The sequence below is a fragment of the Corynebacterium sp. 32222D000AT genome, assembly GCF_053546955.1.
In genome coordinates this window covers 24,747-46,908 of sequence record NZ_JBPPVW010000012.1, presented here as the reverse complement: position 1 = coordinate 46,908, position 22,162 = coordinate 24,747, and the positions used below count along the sequence as shown (strand labels likewise).

At 66.2% G+C, this 22,162-nt stretch carries 18 protein-coding genes; 9 read left to right on the top strand and 9 right to left on the bottom strand.

The window, feature by feature from the left end; all coding sequences use genetic code 11:
* Positions 1 to 68: 68 nt before the first annotated feature.
* Complete coding sequence (locus tag ACEE23_RS08225; protein WP_368520234.1) at positions 69 to 1,346, bottom strand: ABC transporter substrate-binding protein; 1,278 nt, start codon at positions 1,344 to 1,346, stop codon at positions 69 to 71.
* Between the two features lie 195 nt (positions 1,347 to 1,541).
* Here ACEE23_RS08225 and ACEE23_RS08220 point away from each other — a divergent pair, with 195 nt between their 5' ends.
* The 4 genes from ACEE23_RS08220 (at position 1,542) to purE (ending at position 5,072) form a co-directional block, all read left to right on the top strand.
* Positions 1,542 to 2,561 (top strand): biotin--[acetyl-CoA-carboxylase] ligase, encoded by a 1,020-nt coding sequence (locus ACEE23_RS08220; RefSeq protein ID WP_368520108.1) that lies wholly within the window; start codon positions 1,542 to 1,544, stop codon positions 2,559 to 2,561.
* A gap of 54 nt (positions 2,562 to 2,615) precedes the next feature.
* A complete protein-coding gene (locus tag ACEE23_RS08215) occupies positions 2,616 to 3,086 on the top strand; it encodes a hypothetical protein (protein WP_368521601.1) in 471 nt (156 codons plus the stop codon).
* 88 nt (positions 3,087 to 3,174) lie between these two features.
* A complete protein-coding gene (locus ACEE23_RS08210; RefSeq protein ID WP_448872060.1) occupies positions 3,175 to 4,383 on the top strand; it encodes a 5-(carboxyamino)imidazole ribonucleotide synthase in 1,209 nt (402 codons plus the stop codon).
* Between the two features lie 167 nt (positions 4,384 to 4,550).
* Positions 4,551 to 5,072, top strand: coding sequence for a 5-(carboxyamino)imidazole ribonucleotide mutase (purE, locus tag ACEE23_RS08205; RefSeq protein WP_368520111.1), 522 nt, complete (start codon positions 4,551 to 4,553; stop codon positions 5,070 to 5,072).
* Between the two features lie 127 nt (positions 5,073 to 5,199).
* Here the strand turns inward: purE and ACEE23_RS08200 are convergent, their stop codons facing one another.
* Positions 5,200 to 6,759, bottom strand: a complete 1,560-nt coding sequence (locus ACEE23_RS08200) for a DUF222 domain-containing protein (RefSeq protein ID WP_448872062.1) — start codon at positions 6,757 to 6,759, stop codon at positions 5,200 to 5,202.
* Between the two features lie 199 nt (positions 6,760 to 6,958).
* Between ACEE23_RS08200 and ACEE23_RS08195 the strand changes: the two genes are divergently transcribed.
* Positions 6,959 to 7,483 carry a YdcF family protein gene (locus ACEE23_RS08195; protein ID WP_368520113.1) on the top strand — a complete coding sequence of 175 codons (525 nt, stop codon included), beginning with the start codon at positions 6,959 to 6,961 and terminating at the stop codon, positions 7,481 to 7,483.
* Positions 7,484 to 7,562: 79 nt separating this feature from the next.
* Here ACEE23_RS08195 and ACEE23_RS08190 read toward each other — a convergent pair whose 3' ends face one another.
* Positions 7,563 to 8,864 (bottom strand): RNase H family protein, encoded by a 1,302-nt coding sequence (locus ACEE23_RS08190; RefSeq protein ID WP_368520114.1) that lies wholly within the window; start codon positions 8,862 to 8,864, stop codon positions 7,563 to 7,565.
* Between the two features lie 449 nt (positions 8,865 to 9,313).
* Between ACEE23_RS08190 and ACEE23_RS08185 the strand changes: the two genes are divergently transcribed.
* On the top strand, positions 9,314 to 10,477 hold the full coding sequence (locus ACEE23_RS08185) for an NRAMP family divalent metal transporter (RefSeq protein ID WP_448872092.1): 1,164 nt from the start codon (positions 9,314 to 9,316) through the stop codon (positions 10,475 to 10,477).
* Positions 10,478 to 10,561: 84 nt separating this feature from the next.
* Positions 10,562 to 11,365 carry a putative hydro-lyase gene (locus ACEE23_RS08180; protein WP_368520115.1) on the top strand — a complete coding sequence of 268 codons (804 nt, stop codon included), beginning with the start codon at positions 10,562 to 10,564 and terminating at the stop codon, positions 11,363 to 11,365.
* 22 nt (positions 11,366 to 11,387) lie between these two features.
* On the opposite strand, the gene ACEE23_RS08175 is transcribed toward ACEE23_RS08180, so the two are convergent.
* The 4 genes from ACEE23_RS08175 to ACEE23_RS08160 all read right to left on the bottom strand — a co-directional run bounded on the left by ACEE23_RS08175 (position 11,388) and on the right by ACEE23_RS08160 (position 16,168).
* Positions 11,388 to 12,002, bottom strand: a complete 615-nt coding sequence (locus ACEE23_RS08175) for a GntR family transcriptional regulator (RefSeq protein WP_368520116.1) — start codon at positions 12,000 to 12,002, stop codon at positions 11,388 to 11,390.
* A gap of 119 nt (positions 12,003 to 12,121) precedes the next feature.
* A complete protein-coding gene (locus ACEE23_RS08170; protein WP_448872065.1) occupies positions 12,122 to 13,852 on the bottom strand; it encodes an acetyl/propionyl/methylcrotonyl-CoA carboxylase subunit alpha in 1,731 nt (576 codons plus the stop codon).
* 2 nt (positions 13,853 to 13,854) lie between these two features.
* Positions 13,855 to 15,408: a 5-oxoprolinase subunit B/C family protein gene (locus ACEE23_RS08165; RefSeq protein ID WP_448872067.1), complete on the bottom strand. Its 1,554-nt coding sequence runs from the start codon at positions 15,406 to 15,408 to the stop codon at positions 13,855 to 13,857.
* Complete coding sequence (locus ACEE23_RS08160) at positions 15,401 to 16,168, bottom strand: LamB/YcsF family protein (RefSeq protein ID WP_368520119.1); 768 nt, start codon at positions 16,166 to 16,168, stop codon at positions 15,401 to 15,403. Before ACEE23_RS08160 ends, ACEE23_RS08165 begins: the two co-directional genes overlap by 8 nt.
* A gap of 162 nt (positions 16,169 to 16,330) precedes the next feature.
* Between ACEE23_RS08160 and ACEE23_RS08155 the strand changes: the two genes are divergently transcribed.
* Entirely contained in the window at positions 16,331 to 17,368 is a 1,038-nt protein-coding gene (locus tag ACEE23_RS08155) for a thermonuclease family protein (RefSeq protein WP_448872069.1), read from the top strand.
* A gap of 6 nt (positions 17,369 to 17,374) precedes the next feature.
* On the opposite strand, the gene ACEE23_RS08150 is transcribed toward ACEE23_RS08155, so the two are convergent.
* A complete protein-coding gene (locus tag ACEE23_RS08150) occupies positions 17,375 to 18,667 on the bottom strand; it encodes an Nramp family divalent metal transporter (protein ID WP_368521595.1) in 1,293 nt (430 codons plus the stop codon).
* A 249-nt stretch (positions 18,668 to 18,916) separates the two neighbouring features.
* Here ACEE23_RS08150 and dcm point away from each other — a divergent pair, with 249 nt between their 5' ends.
* Positions 18,917 to 20,866 carry a DNA (cytosine-5-)-methyltransferase gene (gene dcm / locus ACEE23_RS08145; RefSeq protein ID WP_368521594.1) on the top strand — a complete coding sequence of 650 codons (1,950 nt, stop codon included), beginning with the start codon at positions 18,917 to 18,919 and terminating at the stop codon, positions 20,864 to 20,866.
* Here the strand turns inward: dcm and ACEE23_RS08140 are convergent.
* Positions 20,863 to 22,146, bottom strand: a complete 1,284-nt coding sequence (locus ACEE23_RS08140; RefSeq protein ID WP_368521593.1) for an ATP-binding protein — start codon at positions 22,144 to 22,146, stop codon at positions 20,863 to 20,865. The two genes, dcm and ACEE23_RS08140, sit on opposite strands and share 4 nt — an antisense overlap.
* Positions 22,147 to 22,162: the final 16 nt, after the last annotated feature.

The window sequence follows — 22,162 nt, the reverse complement described above, 5'->3', positions numbered from 1 at the left end:
GTTCGCTAGGTTGGTGTCCGGCCGGGGCCGGGCGGGCCTGAGGCCTGGGAGGCTTAAGCCTGGGAGGTCTAGGCCTGGGAGGCAGACTCGATGGCGGCCTTCATGTCCTTGGTGGCATCGTCAACGCTCTTGCCGTCGGTGATGGCGGCGTAGGCGTTGTCCTGGATGGCCTTGGAGATGGCGGAGTAGAACGGGGAGACCGGACGCGGGGAGGCGGCCTCCAGGGACTCCTTCAGGGCCGGCAGGTACGGGAACTTCTCGATGAGCTCCGGGTCATCGTAGATGGAGGCCAGCACCGGCGGGAAGGAGGCCTCCGCGAAGGAGGTCTGGTTCTCCTCGTTGATGATGTACTCGATGAAGTCGCGGGCCGTGGCCTTGTACTCGGAGTTGATGTTGATGCCGTTGTTGTAGCCGCCCAGGGTGGACACGCCCACGCCGTCCTTGGCGACCAGAGGCTGGACCTCGAACTTGCCCTGGGTCTCTGGGGACTCCTCGGCGTTGGTGTACATGTACGGCCAGTTGATGGCGAAGGCCGACTTGCCCTCGGTGAACGCCAGGTTGGTCTCCTCCTCGGTGGCGGCGGTCGAATCCGGGGAGATGGTGCCGTCCTCGTAGGCGTCGACCAGGGCCTGCAGGCCCTCCTTGGCCTCGGCGGAGTCGACGGTGATGGTGCCGTCGTCGGCCAGGACCTTGCCGCCCCAGCCCTCGATGAAGCCGACGGTGTTGACGGTCAGGCCCTCGTACTGCTTGAGCTGGGTGGTCAGGCAGTCGGTGTCGTCCTTGAGCGCCTCGCAGGCGGACTTGACGTCGTCGAAGGTGGACACTTCCTCGGGGGCGAGCTCCGTGTTGCGGTAGAGCAGCTGGCCGTTGGTGTTCTGCGGCAGGGCGTAGAGGGTGTCGTTGTAGGTGGCGGACTCGACGGTGGCCGGCAGCAGGCCGTCGGTGTCGACGGCCAGGTCCTCGGTCAGCGGGGCGAGCCACTGGTTGGCGGCGAAGTCGGCGGTCCAGACGACGTCGAGGGCCATGACGTCGTAGTCGGAGTTGCCGGCCTGCAGGGACTGCACGAGGGTCTCCCGCTGGGCGTCGGCCTCACCGGCGAGCTCTTCGAGGGTGACTTTCTCCTCGGGGTGCTCCTCGTTCCACTTCTCGATGATGGGCTGGATCTTGTCCGTGTCGTTCTTGCCCATGGCGAAGGTGATGGGGCCACGGCCGTCGGTGTTCTCGGTGGCGGAACCGTCGGCGTTGGAGCTGCCGGAGTCGGAGCTGCAGGCGGTCAGCGCCAGGGCGAGGGCGGCGGTGCTGGCGATGACGCCGTTGCGCACGGTGCGCCGGGAAGGTGACTGCATCATAGTGATTTACCTTTCGGAAAACAGTAGGTGTATTTCAGGTTATATTCACCAACGTCCGGAAGAATAGTTTTTTGGGTTCTTGCCCCCACGCCGGGGGTAGTGGGCCCCGCGGCGCTCGCAGCCGCTGGGATCGCGGGCCCGGCGGCGCTCGCAGCCGCTGGGATCGCGGGCCCGGCGGGTATTGTTTGGGTTATGACTGAGCGAAACAATACTGAGCACAACGATGCCGTGCACCCCAGCAGTGATCTGGACCTGGACCGCATCCGCGCCGCGCTGTCCGGGCTTTACAGCACCGTCGACTACAAGGAACAGACGGGATCCACGAACACGGATCTGATGGGGGCTAACGATGTCGCCGACGGCACCGTCCTCCTCGCCAACGAGCAGGTCAGCGGCAAGGGACGCCTGGGCCGCAAGTGGGTCGCCCCGGCTGGCAAGCAGCTCATCTTCTCGGTCCTGCTGCTTCCGGATTCCCTCGAGCACCTGGGTACCCTGCCCCTGGCGGGCGGCCTGGCGGTGACCGACACCGTCGAGGGTTCCGTCCTGAAGTGGCCGAACGACGTCCACATCGACGGCAACAAGCTCTGCGGCATCCTCGCCGAAGCCGGCCCGGTCGGCGCCGCCTTCAAGTCGGGCGGATTTAAGACCGGCGAGTTCAAGGGCGGCGAGTTCAAATCGGGCAAGGCCACCGGCGAGTTCAAGTCCGGCGATGCTGAGATCAACAAGGCCGAGATCGACAAGGCCGAAATCAACAAGGCTGAGGTGGCCCCCAAGACCGAGGTCAACAAGGCAGAGGTCAACAAGGCCGAAATCAACAAGGCCGAGGTGGCCCCCAAGACCGAGGCCGGCGCCGCCCCGAGCGCCCGCGTCGTGCTGGGCATGGGCCTGAACGTCACCCTGACCCGGGAGGACCTGCCGATTGAGAAGGCGACATCGCTAGCGCTGGAGGGCCGCGACACGGACCGCACCCAGCTGGCGATTGACCTGCTGACCAACCTGCGCCGACGCATCGCGCAGTGGCAGAACCAGGACCCGCAGCTGATGCGGGACTACCGCGCGGTGTGCTCGTCGATTGGCCAGGAGGTGCGCTTGGAGGCGCCGACGGGTGATGTGGAGGGCATCGTCGAGGGCGTTGCCGACGACGGCCGCATCAACGTGGGCGGCGAGTACTACTCGGCCGGCGACGTGACCCACCTGCGGCCGCAGCGCTAGAAACCTCCACCGCCCTTCGCCGCCGATGCCACCCCAGGTAAGCTTTAGGGCGCTATGGGATATATGACGATGGGGCCCGGTGAGGCCAAGCGGGTCGACGTGACCGCGCCGTTCCGCACGCTCGTCTTCCCGCTGCTGGAGCTCATCCTGATTACGGGGGTGTGCTGGATAGCCATCGGCTGGCTGGACGCGCAGGGGGCGGACCTGCGCCTGCGCAACGCGCTGGTCGTGTTGTGGGGAGCGCTCAGCGTGTGGCGCTTCGTGCTGCCGGTGATCCGTTCGCGCCGGAAGCGCTTCATCGTCACGGACCGCCGCGTCATCGCCCGGGCGGCCCGCTTGGGCGGCCGGACGGATTCGATTCCCCTGCGCGACATCGTGGGCGCCCGGCGTCGCCGGGGCGGGATTTCGCTGGCGATCCGCGGCTACGACCAGGCCCTGTATTTCCCGGACGTGCCGAAGACCAAGAAGGTCGAGGCTGCCATCGGGGATCAGCTGCGGGCGCTGCGATCGCCCATCTGGCGCTAGCGGCCCGCTACTAGCTAATTGGGGTACCGTCATGCCCGGTTTCCTGGGGTGACACGCGAGCCGCCGGCGCCGCGCTAGGATTGAAAACGTGAGTGAACAAGCTGGAAATCCCCAAGCCCATGCCCCCGGTATGCCAGTGGTCACCGTCATTGGTGACGGTCAGCTGGCGCGGATGATGCAGACCGCCGCCATCGAGTTGGGCCAATCGCTGCGCCTGCTGGCCGGCAGCCCTGATTCGTCGGCAGCGCAGGTCTGCGCCGACGTGGTGGTGGGCGACTACACCGATTACGACGACCTGTTGCGGGCCGTCGAGGGCGCGGACGCGGTCACCTTCGACCACGAGCACGTCCCGAACAAGCACCTGGAGGCCCTCATCGAGGCCGGTTACAACGTGCAGCCGGTGCCGTCCGCCCTGGTCAACGCCCAGGACAAGCTCGTCATGCGCCGCCGCCTGCGGGAGCTCGGCGCCCCGGTCCCGGAGTTCGCCGAAATCACCAGCACTGACGATGCCACCTCTTTCTGGGCCGCCACCTCCGGCCAGGTTTGCTTGAAGGCCCGCCGCGGCGGCTACGACGGCAAGGGCGTCTGGTTCCCCTCCACCGAGGAGGAGCTGGTCAACCTGGTCAGCGAGCTCCTCGATGCCGGCACCCCGCTGATGGCGGAGAAGAAGGTCGCCCTGACCCGCGAGCTGTCCGCCCTGGTGGCACGCACCCCGTCGGGGCAGACCGCTTCCTGGCCGATCACCGAGTCGGTCCAGCGCGACGGCATCTGCTCCGAGGCGGTCGCCCCGGCCCCCGGGCTGAGCTCCGCCCTCGAGTCCCGCGCCTCCCAACTGGGCGTCCTGGTCGCCGAGTCACTCGGCGTCACCGGCGTCCTTGCGGTCGAGCTCTTCGCCTTCACCAACGATGCCGGCGAGGAAGACATCGCCATCAACGAACTGGCGATGCGCCCCCACAACACCGGCCACTGGACCCAGGATGGCTGCGTGACCTCCCAGTTCGAGCAGCACCTGCGGGCCGTCCTCGATTACCCGCTCGGGTCGACCACCCCGACCGCCCCGGTCACCGTCATGGCCAACGTCCTGGGCGCCGAGGAGGATCCGGAGATGCCGATGGCCCAGCGCGCCGTCGAGGTCCACCGCCGCTTCCCGCAGGCCAAGATCCACCTCTACGGCAAGGGCCACCGCCCGGGCCGCAAGATTGGCCACGTCAACCTGACCGGCCAGGACGCGGAGCAGACCCGGCACGAGGCCCGCCTGGCGGCCGGCTTCCTGGTCAACGCCCGCTGGGACGACTAGGCCACCGGGGCCCGGCAGCTTCTTTCGGGCCCCGCGCACCTTCACCCCGGCCTTCAGGCCCCGCGTACCTTTGCCCCGGCCTTCAGAACCTGGCCCCAGGATCCAGGCCCCAGGATCCAGAACCCAGCACCCAGAACCCAAAACTCACCAAAGGAGTGCCCCACAGCATGACCGCTACCCCAGAGAACACCCAGGCCCGCGTCGGCATCATCATGGGATCCGATTCCGACTGGCCCACCGTCGAACCGGCCGCCCAGGTGCTGGCCGAATTTGGCGTCCCCTTTGAGGTCGGCGTCGTCTCGGCCCACCGCACTCCGGAGAAGATGCTCGCCTACGCCAAGCAGGCCCACACCCGCGGCTTGCAGGCCATCATCGCTTGTGCGGGCGGGGCGGCCCACCTGCCGGGCATGGTCGCGGCGGCCACCCCGCTGCCGGTCATCGGTATCCCGCGGGCCCTGAAGGAGCTCGACGGCCTGGATTCCTTGCTGTCCATCGTCCAGATGCCGGGAGGGGTACCGGTCGCCACCGTTTCTATCGGCGGCGCCAAGAACGCCGGCCTCCTGGCCGTCCGGATCCTGGGCGCGGGCGATCCCCAGCTGATCGAGAAGATGAGCAAATACCAGCAGGACATGGCAGATTCGGTGGAGGAAAAGGACGCAAACCTCCGCCGGAAACTGCTGGGTGACTAACACGGAACCCACACGGATCTCACACGGATCCCATTGATCTAGCCGCGGGCAGGCTCCACTACCGGTATCCATGTATCCACTACAGACATCTACTACCGGCACTCACTACTGTTTCAACTAGGCCGTCTTAACTAGCGGCCGCGGTTTGCCTTCGGAGCTTATACCCGGCGGCCTCTTGGGCGGCGACTGATTCGTTGCATTCGACGTCGCTACTTCCGGGCCTGACGAACCCGACCCTTCCGCTGCGAGGATCCCTGGCCGCATGGCCCATGTTTCCTCTGCCATCTTGTCTGTCGTTGTTATTGACGTGATGGGAGCGGCATAACAATGTCAGATTGTGTATGTCCGTGACCCCGCCGTAGTACCAGGCCTGCAGATGGTGGACATCGCAGGCATTGGCGGCCCGGTCGCACCCGGGGTGGGAGCAAACCAGCTCGGAGGCAATCAGCGCCAGCTTCTGCATGAAGCTCGCCGTCCGCTTCGAGCGACCTAGCGCCAGCGGCTGGAAGTCCTCGCAGTCCATGATGCAGAGGTAATCACTAGCCGCGGCCCCGAGTCGGATAATGTCCAGCGGGGTCAGCGAGTGCCCGGTGTTGGTGGGCAGCAGGGAATCCGCCTTGAGGTTCTCGAAGTCCTCGACCGTTCCGGAGATGATGATGGAGCCCAGGCCGGGGTGCGCCTTCTCGCGCGAGCCGAGGTACTCCTGCAAAATTGCGGTGAACTGGTCCGCCATCCGCTGGCGGTAGTTACGCTTGTCTTCCTCCGGCGGCAGGTCCGGGGTGCCCGGACGCGTGGCGGTCGCGAAGGCCTGGCTCATCAGCGCCGCGGTGGCGCCATCCAGGTAACCGCTGACGTGGACGCCGCCGTCGGCATCCGCGGGGCTGAACTCCAAATGACGCTTGCGGGTGGCGGCGAACCGGTCCCGGTTGCCGAAGGGATCCCGGCTGCGCGCATTCGCCGCACGGACCTCGCGGCGCAACCACTGGGCGAAGTCCTTCAGATTTCGCTTCTTCGCCTCGTCGATGGCCTTGTTGCGCAGCTCGTTCGGGCCCGGGGTGGCGTGCGCGTTCAGGTGCTTGAGCTCGCGGTCGATGATGGACAGGTAGCGCCCGCGAAGAGCTTCCTTCTCCCGCAGCTTGCGCTGCGCCTCGGCGCGGGCCTTTTCCTCGCGTTCCCGGCGAATACGAGCCTCTTCTTCGGCCTTCCTGCGGCGCTCCTCGGCCTGCTTCCGGCGCTCTTCTTCTGCCTGTGCGGCGGCCGCAGCGTCCCCATCAGCAGCAGAACCGTCAGCCGAACCATCAGCGGCGCCATTGCCGGCGCCCGCTTCAGCATCCTCCGGCGGGTCCTGCAGGGGCGGCGGATCCGACAGGGGAGCGGTCCCGAAGATGGTCTGCCCGTTGCGGAGCCGGTCCTTCGCCTCACCGTAGGACAGCCCCAGCCGGTTCATCAGGTAGTCCATCGCCCGCGTGGAGTTGACGTGGCGCCCGGCGTCGTCGCGTTCGGCGATGAACGCGAAGGCGGCATCGATAGTAGTGATGGTGCCCGAGAGGGCAGCGAGCTTCTCGAAATAAGGGTAGATCTCACCAAAGTACACCGAGTCCACCTCCGTGACGGCGGCGTGCAGGCGGGAGTATGCCTGTTCGATTTCGGCTACACATTCGGCAATGGATTGCGTCGCTTTGGTCATGATCTTCACCCCCTTGAGGTGCTCGAACCTTTGTTCCTTACGACATCAATCCTATTCACGCAACCACCCCACGCAACCCCTAAAGCAAAACTTTGTTCTAGATGGTCACATTGTTAGTAAAACGGGGGTAACCTCTGGCAGAAATAGGCATTAACGGCGCCGAATGGGCCGCCAAATGCCCTCAAGTATCCTAATTCTTATGTTCAAAAACGACGGCGGAGAAGCCTCCCGGCGACCATCACTTGACCCGACGGCCCCCATCGTCGTCCTCGGCTCCCGCACCACCGCCGGCCGCCCCGAACCGCTGCTCCGCGCCCGCCTCGCCACCGCCGCCCGCCTCGCCGAGGCATACCCCCAAGCCCCCATCGTGGTCAGCGGGCACGGGGAAGCGCTCCCGATGCACAACTACCTCACCGCCCAAGGCATCGACCCGGAGCGCATCATCCTGGAGCCCCTGGCCACCAGTACGAACGAAAACCTCGAAAATTCCGCGCGCCTGGTACCCCGCGGCTCGACGATGACCGTCGTCACCAGCAACTTCCACATCTTGCGCACCCGTCTCTGGGCCTGGCACCTCAAGATTCCTATTCACACGGTCGCCGCGCCGACCCCGAAGGGCCACAAACTACAAAACTATGCCCGTGAGCTCGCCGCGACGCCGCATTCTGCGCTGCGCATCGCTTGGCGACGCCTCCGGCACCGCCTCGAAGGCCGCCCCGACTAGCCTCAAACTAGCCTCAAACAGGCCCCAAAGCAGGCCCCAAACAGGCCCCAAAACTGCCCCAGAACCAGCCCCCGAAAACCTAGGCCCCAGACCCCGCGCCCGGACTTCCGCGTCGGCGCCCACCGCGACGACGTCCCCCGCGGCGCCCGCCCCGTCGCCGCTTATTCCGCGCGCCGGAGCCAGACCCAGCACCAGCCCGAGACCCAGCACCAGCCCCAGACCCAGCACCAGCACCAGCACCAGACCCAGTCCCAGAACCGGACCGAGAACCAGCCTCAGACTCTCGCGTCACCGACTCGGGCAGGCGCGACGCAGCTCGCTTGTGGGCGTCCTTTGCGGCTTCCTGCAGGGCCTTATCGATGCCCTCTGCCAGGGTGTCGCGAACCTCCTTCTGCCGGTAGGCGATGGCGCGCAGCCCCATGATGGCGATCTTGTCGGCGGCGCGGTTGAGCGGGTCGCCGGAGTGTCCCATGACGCGGCGGAAGGTGATGCTGCGCTGCCCCTGGTTGTCCTTCCAGGCCTGCTGGAAGCGGGAGAGCGCGCCCGGGTGGATGCCGCGCCAGCGCTTGCCGAGCTTGCCCTGGCCGGTGATGTAATCGACGGCGCGTAGGGCGGCCTGGCTGTCGCTCTCGATGAGGACGTCGGTGGCATCGGTGTGCACGAGGTACTTCAAGGCCAGGGTGAGGGCCTCGAGCTCGAGCTCGTCCGTGGAGGCCTTCGTGCGGCGGGTAAGTAGCTGGTAGTCGCCGTTGCTGGCGACGAAACACGACGCGCCCTTGATGTTGGTGTCGGAGGAGGCATCGGTGGCGATGCGGGTGGGGGTGGCATCGTTAGCGTTAGAAAAGTCGGAGAACTGCGGCCACCAGTGAGCCTCCGTGGCGGGCGGGGGAGTGGGCTTGCGCTTGGGGGACTGCCCGTTGCGCTTGCCCTGGCGCTTGGCCTTGGTCTCCTCGACGGTGCGCAGCTTGCTGGCCCGCGGGCAGGCGCGGTTGTACTCGGAGAAACTGCCCGTGACCAGGTAGCCCTGCTTCTCCAGCTCCAGGCGCAGCGCCCCGCGGCGGCGGCCGACGTTGCACCATACCTTCTTCTTGGCGCCGTTGAAGCTGCGGATGCCGCTGATGGCGTCGTTGAGGTCGCGCATCACGGGCCCCACGGTGTCTTCCTCCGTGGTGCGCCCGGTGCGGACGAAGCGCGGGCCGGGCTTGGCATCCACGGCGATGACCCACCCGTTGAGCTTGCCCTCGGCGGCGGACTTCCAGGGGATGTCCCACATGGCGATGGCCACGTGCACCGGCGCGTTGTGCATTTGCGGGGTGACCTTTCGCGATCGGTAAGTACGCGATTCTGTACCTACCAGCGCGGCGAGATCGACGGGTTCCATGCCTACTAGTAAACCGTACGGGCATCCGGGCCCGTTCCCCGGGGTAGGCACTAACCTGCCAGCGCTCACCAACCGCCAACCAACCGCCCACCAACCACCAGCCAACTGCCTCCCCCGGGGTACCCACGATGCCCACGGGGTTAGGCGGGTGGGGTTCGCCTTTACATATTGTTCAACAACCCCCTAAGATGATGCGCATCACAAACCTGTGTGACCTATATCGCGGAGGGAAAACAATGAGTGCACAGACACCCGAATCCACTTCTCACACCGGCTCGACCCCAGGCCGGGACTCCAACCAGGGCCCCGCCCACAGCAACCAGAGCGACAACCAGGGCCCCGCCCAGGGTTCCGCCCAGGCCGCAGGCACCACCCAACCGGCTGCCGATGCCGCCGCCTCCCCCGCGGGCGCCAAGAAGAAGTCCCCGGCCTCGAAGGGGATTGGCGCCATGGCGGGTGCCATGTTCCTCATGGCGACCTCCGCCATCGGCCCGGGCTTTTTGACCCAGACCTCTGTCTTTACCGTCCAGATAGGCGCTGCCTTCGCGTTCGCTACCGCGGTGTCGATCATCGTTGACATCGCCATCCAGCTCAACGTCTGGCGCGTGCTGTGTGTGTCCGGCATGCGCGCCAACACCCTGGCCAACACGGTCCTGCCGGGGCTCGGCTGGGTGCTGGCCGCCTTCGTCTTCTTTGGCGGCCTGGTCTTTAACATCGGCAACATCGCCGGCGCCGGCCTGGGCATGAACGCCATGCTGGGCCTCGACGCCCGCTGGGGCGGCCTGATCGCCTCCGCCATTGCCATCTTCATCTTCCTGTCCAAGCGCGCCGGCATGGCCTTGGACCGGCTGGTGGCCGCACTCGGCGCCATCATGATCCTGCTCATGCTCTACGTGGCGATCGTCTCCCAGCCCCCGCTGGGCGAGGCCCTCAAAAACACCGTGGCCCCGGAGACCATCGACCCGTTTGTCATCACCACCATCATCGGCGGCACCGTGGGCGGCTACATCACCTTCGCCGGCGCGCACCGCCTGATCGACACCGGCTACTCCGGCGTCGAGAACGTCAAGAGCATCACCTACACCTCGGTCTCCGGCATCATCATCACCGGCATCATGCGCGTGCTGCTCTTCCTGGCCGTCCTGGGCGTGGTCGCCACCGGCGTCACCCTGTCTGAAGACAACACTGCTGCCGATGCCTTCCAGCACGCCGCCGGCGAATTCGGCCTCCGCGCCTTCGGCGTGGTCCTGTTCGCAGCCGGCCTGTCCTCGGTCATCGGCGCGGCGTACACCTCCGTGTCCTTCGTGACCTCCCAGAACTCCAGCGACAAGGTCCGCAACTTCGCCACCGTCGCCTTCATCGCCGTGTGTGCGGTGGCCTTCGTGGTGCTGAACTCCGCCCCGCAGACCCTGCTGATTTTCGCCGGAGCCATCAACGGCCTCATCCTGCCCATCGGCTTCGCCATCGTGATGTGGGTGGCCTGGCGCCGCCGCGACCTGCTGCAGGGCTACAAGTACCCGACCTGGCTGCTGGTCCTGGGCGTCCTCGCCTGGTTCCTGACCATCTTCATCGGCGTGATGGCCTTCAGCGGCATCGCCGCCCTCTGGTCCTAGGCGGCAGCACCCTAGTCCCAGCGCCCTAGGCCCAGCACCCTAATCCCAGCACCCCAGCGAAATAACAAGAAGGAAGGCCACCCCATGGCACCGGAAGGCACCCAGCAACTCAACCCGAATTCGACCCCGGCGGAGGTGCGCGCCTTCGCCCGCCACCACCCGCTGCCGACGACCTCGGGGCTGGCCCGCGGCTATATGCAGGCCAACCTGCTGGCCGTACCCCAGGAATACGCCTTCGACTTCCTGCTGTTCGCCCAGCGCAACCCCAAGCCGTGCCCCATCGTGGGCGTGCTGGAGGCCGGCCAGCACACCTCGGACCTGCTGGCCGGCGGGGACATCCGCACCGACATCCCGGGCTACCGCGTCTTCGAAAACGGCGAGCTAACGCAGGAAACTGCCGATGCCACCTCCTTCTACACCCCGGACATGGTCAGCTTCCTCATCGGCTGTTCCTTCACCTTCGAGACCGCCCTGCTGGACAACGGCGTGGAGATCCCCCACATCGCCCAGGACAAGAACGTGGCCATGTACCGCACGAATATTGCCACCAACCCGGCCGGGGTCTTTAGCGGGCCGATGGTGGTCTCCATGCGGCCTATTAAGGCCTCCCAGGTAGCCGATGCCGTGCGGATTACCTCCCGCTACCCCGGCGTCCACGGGGCGCCGGTGCACGTGGGGGATCCGGCGGCGATTGGCATCGATAGCCTGGACGCGCCCGACTTCGGCGAGGCCATCGACGTGCCTGCCGGCTATATCCCGGTCTTCTGGGCCTGCGGGGTGACCCCGCAGGCGGTGGTGATGAACTCGGCGCCGCGCCTGGCGATTACCCACGCGCCGGGGCAGATGCTGGTCACCGACGCCCGCGACCTGGGCTACCAGGTGCCCTAGGCCGCCGGCCTAAAACACGGCCTTAAACCACAGCCAGAATCTTCTCGCAGGTCGCGCGCAGCGTCGCGTGCGAGAGATCGGCGGCCGCGCGGCGCTCGCCGCGGGCGATAAGGCCGGCCAGCTGCACGTTGCCGTCGATGTGATCGGCGTGCAGCAGCGGGTAGCGGGGGATGACCAGCAGGAAGGTCAGGCGCATGCGCGCGAGCAGGTTGCCCATCTGCTCGTCCAGCGTGGGCGAGCCGAGCGCGGCCACCAGCGCCCGGTGGAAGCGCTGGTTGATGTTGGAGACCTCCTGGTGCTCGCCGCGGGCGGCGAAAGCGCGGGCGGACTCGGTCAGCGCGACCAGCGCGTCGGCGTCTGCGAACTCGCCCCACAGCACCCCGGAGGGCTCGATGGCGGCGCGGGCGCGGAAGAGATCCTGGATATAGGCGCGGTCCGGGGTGGCGATGAAAACCCCGCGGTTGGGGATGCGCTCCACCAGCCGCTCGGCGGTCAGCCGGGCGAAGGCCTCGCGCAGGGTGTTGCGGGAGCACTCGAAGCGCGCGGCCACCTTGACCTCGCTGAGCTGCTCGCCCGGCTGGTACTCGCCCCGGGAGATGGCGTCCCTAAGGTCCGCCGCGACGGTCTGAGAAAGCATGCGTAACAGTCTAATGCCGCACCCCCGGCTAGCAGGGCACTTTGGCCCTTCTGCTTGGCGGCACCGCCCCGCGAAAAGGGGGCCGCACTGCCGCCCGGGGGACGCGGCGGGGTAGGGGGTTAGTTGATGGTGGCGATGACGTCGTCGGGGGTGACGCGCTCGCCGGCGTCGATCTTGATGGAAATCGTGCCGGCGTTGGGCGCCTTGACCGCGGATTCCATCTTCATGGCCTCGATGGTGGCGATGGCATCGCCCTCGGCGACCTCGGCGCCGTCTTCGACCTTCCACTCGACCAGGTTGGCCTCGAACGGGGCGGTCACGGCCCCGGCGGAGCCGGCCTTGGCCTCGCCGCCGGCCGGCGCGGCGGAGCTAGCGGCCCCGGCGGGCGCCTGGAAGAACTCGACGGGCAGGCCGATGTTCATCAGCTTGCCGTCGACCTCGATGGCCACGGTGCGGCGCTGCGTGTAGATGGCCTCCACCTGCTCGGTCTGGTGGCCGGCGGACGGGCGGTAGTTGTGGTCCACCCAGTCGGTATAGACCCCCAGCTCCTCGCCGGTCAGGGCCGGGTTGTTGACCATGTCGCGGTGGAAGGGCAGCACGGTGCGCACGCCGGAGACGGTGAACTCCTGCAGCGCCTGCTGGGCGCGGCGCAGGGCCACCTGGCGGGTCGGTCCCCAGACCACCAGCTTGGCAATCAGGGAGTCGTAGTACGGCGGCACGATGGACCCGGTCCGCACGGCGGCATCGACGCGGATGCCGGGGCCGGTCGGCGGCTCGAAGGACACGATGGTGCCCGGGCAGGGGGCAAAACCGTTGAGGATGTCCTCGGCGTTGATGCGGAACTCGAAGGCGTGGCCGTGGGAGACCGGATCCTCCGCGAGGGAGATCTCCTCCCCGGCGGCGATCCGGAACTGCTCGGCGATGATATCCACGCCGGTCACGGCCTCGGTGACGGGGTGCTCGACCTGGACACGGGTGTTGACCTCCAGGAAGGAGATGGTGCCGTCCTCGGAGACGATGAACTCCACGGTGCCGGCGCCGGTGTAGCCGACCTTCTGGCAGATGGCGCGGGAGCCCTCGATGATGCCCTGGTACTGCTTCTCGGTCAGGTTCGGGGCCGGGGCCTCCTCGATGAGCTTCTGGAAGCGGCGCTGCGTAGAGCAGTCGCGGGTGCCCAGCACGCGCACGTTGCCGTGGGTATCCGCCAGGACTTGGGCCTCCACGTGGCGCGGGTGGACCAGGAACTTCTCCACGAAGCACTCGGCGCGGCCGAAGGCCTCCATCGCCTCGCGGCCGGCGGAGTTGAACGCGCCCTCGATCTCTTCCATGGTGTCCACGACCTTCAGGCCGCGCCCGCCGCCACCGTAGGCGGCCTTGATGGCGATCGGCAGGCCGTGCTCCTCGGCGAAGGCGCGGGCCTCCTGCCAGTCGCCGATGGGATCGGAGGTGCCCGGGGCCAGCGGGGCGCCGACCTCCTCGGCCACGCGGCGGGCGGCGATCTTGTCGCCCAGCAGGTCGATGGCGTCCGGATCGGGGCCGATCCAGGTCAGGCCGGCGGCGCTGACGGTGCGGGCGAACTCGGAGTTCTCCGACAGGAAGCCGTAGCCCGGGTGGATGGCGTCCGCGCCGGCGCGCACGGCGATGTCCAGCAGCGCCGGGATGTTCATATAGGTCTCACCGGCGGAGTTGCCCGGCAGGGCGTAGGCCTCGTCGGCCACCACGGTGTGCAGGGCGCCGGCGTCGGCCTCGGAGTAGACGGCGATGGAGCGGATGCCCAGGTCGCGGGCGACGCGGGCGATGCGCACGGCGATCTCGCCGCGGTTAGCAATCAGTACAGCAGAAATGGCCATGGTTAGTTGACTCCTGAGACTAGTTCGAAGCGGACCCGGGCCCCGGGCGGGAGCTGGGCGGCAATATCAATATCTTCTTCCAAGACGGTGGCGACGACGGGGTAGCCGCCGGTCACGGCGTGGTCCCGCAGGAAGACCACGGGCTTGCCGTTCGGCGGGATCTGGACGCTGCCGGCCACCATGCCCTCCGAGGGCAGCTCGCCGTCGACGACGCGCTCGATGGTGGCATCCCCGGCCAGGCGCAGGCCGACGCGGTTCGAGTCCGAGGTGACGGTCCACTCGGTGTCCAGGAACTGCTGGACGTTCTCGCCGAACCAGTCGTGGCGCGGGCCCAGCGCGCAGCGCAGCACGCCGGTGGTGGTGCCGTTGTCGTCGCGCACGCGCAGCGGGTTGGACAGCTGGGCGTCGGTCATGGCGTTCGAGCGCGGCAGCACGCCGATGACCTCGCCGGCGCGGACCGGGTCCGGCCCCAGCCCGGAGAGCACGTCCGTGGCGGAAGAGCCCAGCTCCGTGTCGGCGATGATGCCGCCGCGGATGGCGATGTACGAGCGCATGCCGGTAATGGCCGGGCTGACGGTCAGGGTGGTGCCGGCGGTGACCAGGATGGGCCGGGCCAGCTGCAGCGGGTATTCGCCCACGCGCACCACGGCGGTCGCGCCGGTGACGCAGATGACCGTGTCGGTCAGCGCCTTGAGCTGGATGCCGCCGATGTTTTCCAACACCGTCGCATTGCGCGGGTTGCCCACCGCGATATTGGCGGTGGCGGCCGCCGCGCGGTCCGCCGCACCGGAGGGGGTAACCCCCAGGTCGCCGCGGCCCGGCCGGCCGAGGTCCTGGTACAGGGTCAGCAGGCCGGCGTCCTCGACCTCCATGCGGGGCAGGCGCGCCGGGGACTTCTTGGCCCCGTCGTGGTCGCGGGTCAGCTCGGGCAGCTCGCGCACGGCGTTGTAGCGCACCCGGTCGCCGGGCTGGACCAGCGCCGGCGGCTCCGCGTGGGACTCCCACATCGGGGTGTTCGTGGTGCCGATGAGCTGCCAGCCGCCGGGGGACACACGCGGGTAGACCGCGGAGAAATCGCCCGCGATGCCTACTGCGCCCGCCGGCACAGCCGTGCGCGGGTCGGGGCGGCGCGGCACGGCCTTGGCCTGGCTGGGGTCCTCCGGCGCGCAGTAGGTGAACCCGGGCGCGAAGCCGCCGAAGGCGGCGGTCCAGGTGGTGGAGGTGTGCCAGTCGATGAGCGCTTGCTCCGACATGCCGAGTAGCTCCGCGGCGTCCGCCAGGTCCTCGCCGTCGTAGCGCACGTCGATGTCCACGGTGCGCGGCTCGCGCCGGCCCGCCTTCGTGGGCTGGAACTCGGCCAGCTGCTCGGCGGCGAGCTCGGCCGCGCGCGGGGCGTCGAAGGTGACCAGCAGGGTGGTGGCGGCGGCGATGCAGTCGACCTGGTGCGGCAGCGGGTGCGCGGACAGCTCCGCGTGCCAGCTCATGACCTGGTCGAGCCCGTCCAAGTCGATGAGCATCGCGCGCGTGCCGACCGGGTGGATGGTGGGGTTAGACATCGAGGAAGCTCCGAATCTCCACGCCTTCCTGGCCCAGCAGGTCCACGACGCCGCGCAGCAGCTCGACGGCGCCGGGGGAGTCGCCGTGGGTGCACACGGACTGGGCATCGACGGCCAGCTCGGTGCCGTCGTAGGCGGTGATAGAGCCGGTGCGGGCCACCTGCAGGACGCGGTCGGCCACGGCCTGCGGGTCGTGCATGACCGCGTGGGCCTCGCGGCGGGAGACCAGCGTGCCGTCGGCGTTGTAGTTGCGGTCGGCGAAGGCCTCGCGCACCACGGTCAGGCCCTGGTCCTCGGCCATGTCTACGGCCACGCCGCCGGGCAGCAGCATCAGCGGCAGGTCACCGAAGGCGCGCACGCCGTCGATGACCGCCTGGGCCTGGGCCTTATCGTGCACGATGGTGTTGTAGAGCGCCCCGTGCGGCTTGACGTAGCGCACCCGGGTGCCGGCCGCGCGCGCCAGGGCCTCCAGCGCGCCGATCTGGTAAGTAATCTCATCGGCCAGCTCCGCCGGGGCGTAGTCGATGAAGCGGCGGCCGAAACCGGCGGCATCGTTATAGCCCACGTGCGCGCCGATGACCACGTCGGCGCGGGCCGCGGCCTGGACCGTCTGCGCGATTGAGTGCGGGTCCCCGGCGTGGAAGCCGGTGGCCACGTTGGCAGACGAGACCAGCTCCAGCATGGCCGCGTCATCGGCCACGGGGTTGCCGGCGGTCGTCTCACCCAAGTCTGCGTTGAGATCAATAACAAGCGAAGACATCAACACCATCCCTAAAATTGTTGAACAATCTGATGGATCCAGTGTAGCGCGCGTCACGTCGATTTGTGAATAGGGTTACGTTTCACGGATTCCCCGACTACCCCCACAGCCCCGGCGGGCTAAGATCTGAAAGATTTTGTACTTACAGAAAGGACCTGCGCAATGGGTTTCGGGAAAGCGCTTCTGGGTGTGGGCGGGGTGGCCCTCGCCGCGGTCGCCGGGGTGGCCATCCTGGGCGGCGGGGAAGAGGAAACCACCGTCAACCGCGTCATCGACGGCGACACCATCGACGTGCACACCGCCGACGGCGACAAGCGCGTCCGCCTGCTCAACATCGACACCCCGGAGCTCGCCCGCGACGGCCGCCCCGCCGACTGCCTGGCGGAGGAAGCCCGCGATTTCCTGGCCGATCTCCTGCCCGCCGGCACCGCCGTGCGCCTGGAATACGACGTCGAGCACCAGGACAAATACGGCCGTGAGCTGGCCGGCGTCTTCCTGGACGATGAGCTGGTCAACGCGCGCATCGCGGAGGAAGGCCTGGCTGCGGCCATGGTGGTCGGTGAGAAGCGGAAGTTCTACCCGCCCGTCCAGGTGGCCGTCGATGCCGCCCAGCAGGACCGCCGCGGCATCTTCGACGTGGATCCCGAGTGCTTCGCCACCGACGGTGGCGAAGCTGCCACCGCGCTGAGCTCGTCCCCAACCACGACCTATGGTTCCGGCGACGAGGTAGCTGCCATCGACAAGCTGCTGGCCGGCACCGCCGCCCGCCGCGCCGATCTGGACGCCATCGAGGGCGGCGCCCGCAACGCCTTCTACGGCACCTACCTGGTCGATCGCCTCAACACCATCCTGGCCGAACGCCGCGCCGAACTCGACGAGGCCGAGGAACGCCTCCACGATGAGCGCGCCGACGCGGTCGAGAAGGCCGAGCGCGACAAAGAACGCCAGGAAGAAGCCCACCGCCTAACCAACGAGTCCGCCCGCCCCAACACCGCCGATTACCCCGCGCCGGCCAACCCCGCGCCGGCCAACGATGCCCCGGCCGCACTAGCTCCCGCCGCACCAGCCCCCGCCGCACCCGCGCCGGATACCTACAACGGCTGCCGCGCCTACGGCGGAAACTACGCGCTGACCTCGGTGGACAACCAGGGCCGTCCGTACGCCAAGATTGATTGCTCGACCAAGGTGCAGATTGGCTAGGGGCCTTTAGCTAAAGAGTCCGGCGACCTGGGTGATGCACAGGTAGACAAAGGCGACGGAGATGACCGCCATGAGGGTGTTGACAATCCAGCCGTTGCGCCAGCGCTTCGGCGTGAGCTTCGTGTTGAGCAGTACCAGGAGGGTCAGCCCCAAGAAAGGCATGAACAGCGCGCCGAGGACCCCGTAGGTGATGATGAGTCCGGTGGGCTTGCCCAGCAGCAGAAGTAGCATCGGCGGGAAGGTCAGCCAGACCAGGTAGGCGCGGTAGTACCTGCCGCCGGTCTTGGTGGATGGGTCGTCCTGCGGCAGCTTCTTGAGGTGGCCGATGTAGTCGGCGAACATCAGGGACACCCCGTTCCACACGCCCAGGCAGGAGGAGAACGCGGCGGCGAAGAAGCCGACGATGAAGCCCTTGGACAGGACGGTCCCGTAGCGGGCCTCCAGGACGTCGGCCATGTCGACCAGGCCCTCGTCGTTGTCGGAGACCGCCACGTTGGCGCTGTAGAGCAGTTCCGCGCCCAGCACCAGCATGGCGAGCACGAAAATGCCGGTGACGAGGTAGGCCACCGAGTTGTCCAGGCGCATGACCTTCATCCACTTCGGGGTGTACCACTTTTTCTCGCGCAGCCAGTAGCCGTAGGCGGCCAGGGTAATAGTGCCGCCCACGCCGCCGGCGATGGAGAGCACGTAGACGAACGATCCATCCGGGACGGTGGGGACCAGTCCGGCGATGATCCCGGGCAGGTTGGGCGCGGTAATCGCGGCGACGCCCACGACGGTGACGAACATGATGCCCACCAGCACCGCGGAGATCCGCTCAAAGAGCTGGTAGCGGCCCAGCCACGTCAGCGCGAAACAGACCAGCCCGGTGCCGATGGCCCACATGTTCAGGCTCGTGCCGGGGAAGAGGGCGGACAGCGCCAGGCCGGTGCCCGACATCGCCGCGGCCCCGTAGACCAGCCCCCAAATCACGATGTACGGCGCGAAGTACCAAGTCGTCCACGGGCCTAGCTCCCGCCAGCCGTGGAAGATGGTATTGCCCGTGGCCAGGCTGTAGCGGCCCACGCCCTCCACGAGCACGATCTTCATGAACGTGCCCAGGATGACCGCCCACAGCAGCGCAAAGCCGTAGCGCTGGCCCGCAATCATCGTGGCCACCATGTCCGCCGCGCCCACGCCGGTGGCCGCCGCCACCAGGCCGGGCCCCACCAGGGTCCAGCGAACCTTCTGTTGGCCCTCATCAGCAGCCGGCGAGCCACCGGACGCACCAACCGGACGGGCAGCAGGGTCAGCTTCCATGACGCACTCCTTCACGGGCGACACTAGGGAACAGTGATGGAAGTCACTGTACTCCGATGTGCCGTGCGTCACGTTAATTTTTGGAAGAAAGTTAATTTTTCTTTCCCGGCACGGGGGATGGGCAGGTGAGCTCTTCGGCCAGGTCACAGCGCTAATCGCTCGTAATGAGAAGAATTATCGCAGCTTAATGGAGATTTTTGGGGGCCTGGGGATTTCGTTTCTAGGGAGAATATCGCTACATTAGTTTGGGTGAAGGCGAAAGATGAGTATGCGGTAAAGCAAGTACGGGGACCGTACGTGAAGCTTCCGCCGCACCCTGCGCACTGCGAAACTGAGCAGGAGCTTATTGAGTACTGCGCGGGGCGCCGTGCCGAAGGCGCCATCTTGGGTATTGATTTGTTCTGTGGCGCCGGCGGACTCAGTCAGGGGCTGACCGATGCCGGCATCGAAATGGTCGTGGGAGTTGACCACTACCAGTACGCGGTAGAAACCCACGCCGCACGCTTCCCCGGTATGACCGTGTCATGGGACATGTCATCCAAGGAGAGTGTGGAGCGAATTGGCTCTCTCATGAAGGAAGCAGGCATCGAGGTATTGGCAGGCGGCCCGCCTTGCCAGCCATTCTCTAAAGCCGGCCGTAACGGCATCCGTAACCTCATCGAAAAAGGTCTGCGCGATCCGGAGGATCAGCGTCGCAACCTGTGGCGCGCTTATCTGGAAGTCGTGCAAATTGCACAACCTCGCGCCGTGATTATGGAAAACGTCCCGGACATGGCTTTGGACAGTGAGATGTTCATTATCCGAAGCATGATTGAGGAACTAGAGCAGCTCGGATACAGCGTCGAAGAGCGTGTACTCGATGCGTGGCGCTACGGCGTACCGCAGTTCCGGCAGCGTTTGATTTTGGTCGCGCTGCGAGGCGGGGTCGAGTTCGCGTGGCCGGCGGAAGCCTCGAAGAAGGTCTCCGTCTGGAACGCCATCGGCGATATGCCGTCCGTCGAAGGCGGGTGGCGTCCGGAGGGTGGCGCCGAGGGCTGGATCGAATACGACGGCCCGCGCACGGATTTCCAGAAATACATTCGTAGGAACGTGCCGGCGGAAGAGGCGAACCGGCTCTACGACCACATCACTCGTCCGGTCCGCGAAGATGATCGGGTCGCCTTCGAATTGATGACGTCGGAAACGAAGTACTCGGATCTTCCCGAGCATCTGCAGCGCTATCGATCCGACATTTTCAACGATAAGTACAAGCGTCTGGACGAAAACGACCTGTCGCGGACCATTACCGCACACATCGCTAAGGATGGGTACGGCTTTATCCATCCCCGTCAGCCGCGGACACTAACGGTCCGAGAGGCCGCACGCCTCCAGACCTTCCCAGACGATTTCCGTTTTAGCGGTCCTCCCAGCGCCGCCTTCAAACAGATCGGCAATGCCGTGCCCGTTCGTTTGGGGACCGCAGTGGGTACCGCAGTCTTAGATTCGCTAGCCGCTGACAACCGCGTGGAGTGGTCTTCGAAGGACACCTCGGCCGCGCTGGCCGAGTGGTACCGAAACACCAACGAGCGCGACCTGACTCAGCCATGGCTTCGCTCGGGCAACCGGTGGCTCGTTTTGCTGGGTGAGATTTTCCTGCAACGAGCTCAGATGACCGAGATTCGAATGCTGTGGCCGCTGATGGAGTCCCTTCCACAGTGCACCAAGAAGGTGGCCCCTCCGGAGACGACGATCGAGACCATCTGCGATGTATTCCGCGGGCCTCGCTACGAGGTGCGCCGGAAGAAATTCCGTTCGGTATGCGAGGAAATCTCGAAAAATCTCTCTGAGTTCTGGGCACCGGAAATCGATGAGTCGCTGTTTCCGAGTCTGAAGCCGGTTGAGCGCTCCACGCTGGAGTTAGCCGGCAGCGAGCAGACCGCCGAGGAGCGAAGCAGTGAGGCAGTAATCGTCGCTAAAGGCGTGCTCCGCGTTACCGGGCGTTTTCAAGGCTACGACGCCGAGACCCGGAACAAGCAGTCGGACGGGCGACTCAGCATCGCCCGCATGCTCGGCCTGAACACGGATTCGCGTGATGCCATCTTAGGACTGTATGAGTTGGCCCGGACGGTATGCACCACGGAAGCCCCGCGGTGCTTCGATTGTCCGTTGCAGAAGTGGTGTGAGTACGAGAAGGCGTACGCACCTGCCACCTTGTACTAATTAAAGCCTAGATACTCCGCTACTTCGGGAGCTTCCTTCTTAAGGAGGTCAAAAACCTCGTTGAGGGCCTTAGCGTGGCCGGTCCGCGCGGCCGCAGCGCGCAGGTTGAGGCCGATGGTTTGGCCCGCCTCGTAGCCACCGAAGTCGTGCTTTTGCATCTGCTCGATCGGCTCAGGCTTCACGTGGCGAGCTTCGCCCTTGCGGTAGGCGGCGTCAGCGGCGATGCACAGCTCGTTGACTGGGCGAGTCAGCATCTTTTTGAGCTCGCTGGGCAAGGTGACGCGCATCTTCGCGACGTTGATATTGAAGGCCTCGTCCAAGGGCGTATCGAAGTCCAGCGAAGCGCGGGCGAGCTTCAAGTGCTCGTCGATAGTGCGGATGCCGCTCCAACCGCCCCACTGCACAAGGCGATCGGCGCGGTAGATATAAAGGCCCTGCTGCTTGTTCCATTTGTCAACGCCGGACGCGTCGTCAAAGGCCTGGCGCGAAGAGAACTTGTCGCGTTGCGGCAGCAGGAAACGACGAAGCGTGACGGTGCCGAGACTATCGCCATGCTCGAGCTCGAATTCATTGGTCTCGAACTCGGAGGTTTCTTCTTCGTGTCGGACGAAGGGATCCCACGGCTGCAAAGATTTGCCGTTGACCGAGATAGTGACCTGCTTGAAGGCCTCGCCGGATAGGAACCGGTGGAAGACCATCGAGAGGTACTTTTCTAAGCGGGGACCGAGGTTCTCAATGCGACGGCGGCCCCAGCCGCTCTCGGGGGACTTCACTGGCAAAAGGCGGTCCAACTTCCGCCAGGTAATAACGGTGCCAGTCGGGTAGGCGAAGCGTTCTAGCGCTTCAGCGGTTTCTTCCTCGTCTGTGTAGTCCAAAATCGACCACTGGTCGGTCGATTGCAGGTAGTCGAGATCGAGAACGCGGCTTTCTCCCTCGCCTTCTTCCTTGCGACTGACTACTTCGACTCGCCTGCACTGGGAAAGAGACGCGGTCTTGAGACCCAAACCGTAGCGGCCGAGGTCGCTGCGTTGGTAGCTTCGGCGAGTACCGAAACGCATCGCCTCGTTCAGCTCTTCGCCATTCATCCCATTCCCGTTGTCGGTAATGGTGAGGTAGGAGTTGCGCCCTTCGAAGAAGATATCGACGTCGATCTGGGTAGCTTTAGCTGCGATCGAATTGTCAATGAGGTCTGCCACGGCAGATTCAAAGCTGTAACCGATGTCCCGCAGGGAACGGCTCAATCGGCTGGCAGAGGGGGCTACAGATACCTTTGTGCTCATGTGTTTGTCTGATGTA

Bases quoted from the DNA above. Each gene is read 5' to 3' on its own strand.
- purE (WP_368520111.1), top strand. From the start codon at position 4,551: ATGACCGCTACCCCAGAGAACACCCAGGCCCGCGTCGGCATCATCATG.
- ACEE23_RS08140 (WP_368521593.1), bottom strand. From the start codon at position 22,146: ATGAGCACAAAGGTATCTGTAGCCCCCTCTGCCAGCCGATTGAGCCGT.
- ACEE23_RS08155 (WP_448872069.1), top strand. From the start codon at position 16,331: ATGGGTTTCGGGAAAGCGCTTCTGGGTGTGGGCGGGGTGGCCCTCGCC.
- ACEE23_RS08220 (WP_368520108.1), top strand. From the start codon at position 1,542: ATGACTGAGCGAAACAATACTGAGCACAACGATGCCGTGCACCCCAGC.
- ACEE23_RS08195 (WP_368520113.1), top strand. From the start codon at position 6,959: ATGTTCAAAAACGACGGCGGAGAAGCCTCCCGGCGACCATCACTTGAC.
- ACEE23_RS08190 (WP_368520114.1), bottom strand. From the start codon at position 8,864: ATGGAACCCGTCGATCTCGCCGCGCTGGTAGGTACAGAATCGCGTACT.
- ACEE23_RS08180 (WP_368520115.1), top strand. From the start codon at position 10,562: ATGGCACCGGAAGGCACCCAGCAACTCAACCCGAATTCGACCCCGGCG.
- ACEE23_RS08175 (WP_368520116.1), bottom strand. From the start codon at position 12,002: ATGCTTTCTCAGACCGTCGCGGCGGACCTTAGGGACGCCATCTCCCGG.
- ACEE23_RS08150 (WP_368521595.1), bottom strand. From the start codon at position 18,667: ATGGAAGCTGACCCTGCTGCCCGTCCGGTTGGTGCGTCCGGTGGCTCG.
- ACEE23_RS08185 (WP_448872092.1), top strand. From the start codon at position 9,314: ATGGCGGGTGCCATGTTCCTCATGGCGACCTCCGCCATCGGCCCGGGC.
- ACEE23_RS08215 (WP_368521601.1), top strand. From the start codon at position 2,616: ATGGGATATATGACGATGGGGCCCGGTGAGGCCAAGCGGGTCGACGTG.
- ACEE23_RS08200 (WP_448872062.1), bottom strand. From the start codon at position 6,759: ATGACCAAAGCGACGCAATCCATTGCCGAATGTGTAGCCGAAATCGAA.
- ACEE23_RS08170 (WP_448872065.1), bottom strand. From the start codon at position 13,852: ATGGCCATTTCTGCTGTACTGATTGCTAACCGCGGCGAGATCGCCGTG.
- ACEE23_RS08165 (WP_448872067.1), bottom strand. From the start codon at position 15,408: ATGTCTAACCCCACCATCCACCCGGTCGGCACGCGCGCGATGCTCATC.
- ACEE23_RS08160 (WP_368520119.1), bottom strand. From the start codon at position 16,168: ATGTCTTCGCTTGTTATTGATCTCAACGCAGACTTGGGTGAGACGACC.
- ACEE23_RS08225 (WP_368520234.1), bottom strand. From the start codon at position 1,346: ATGCAGTCACCTTCCCGGCGCACCGTGCGCAACGGCGTCATCGCCAGC.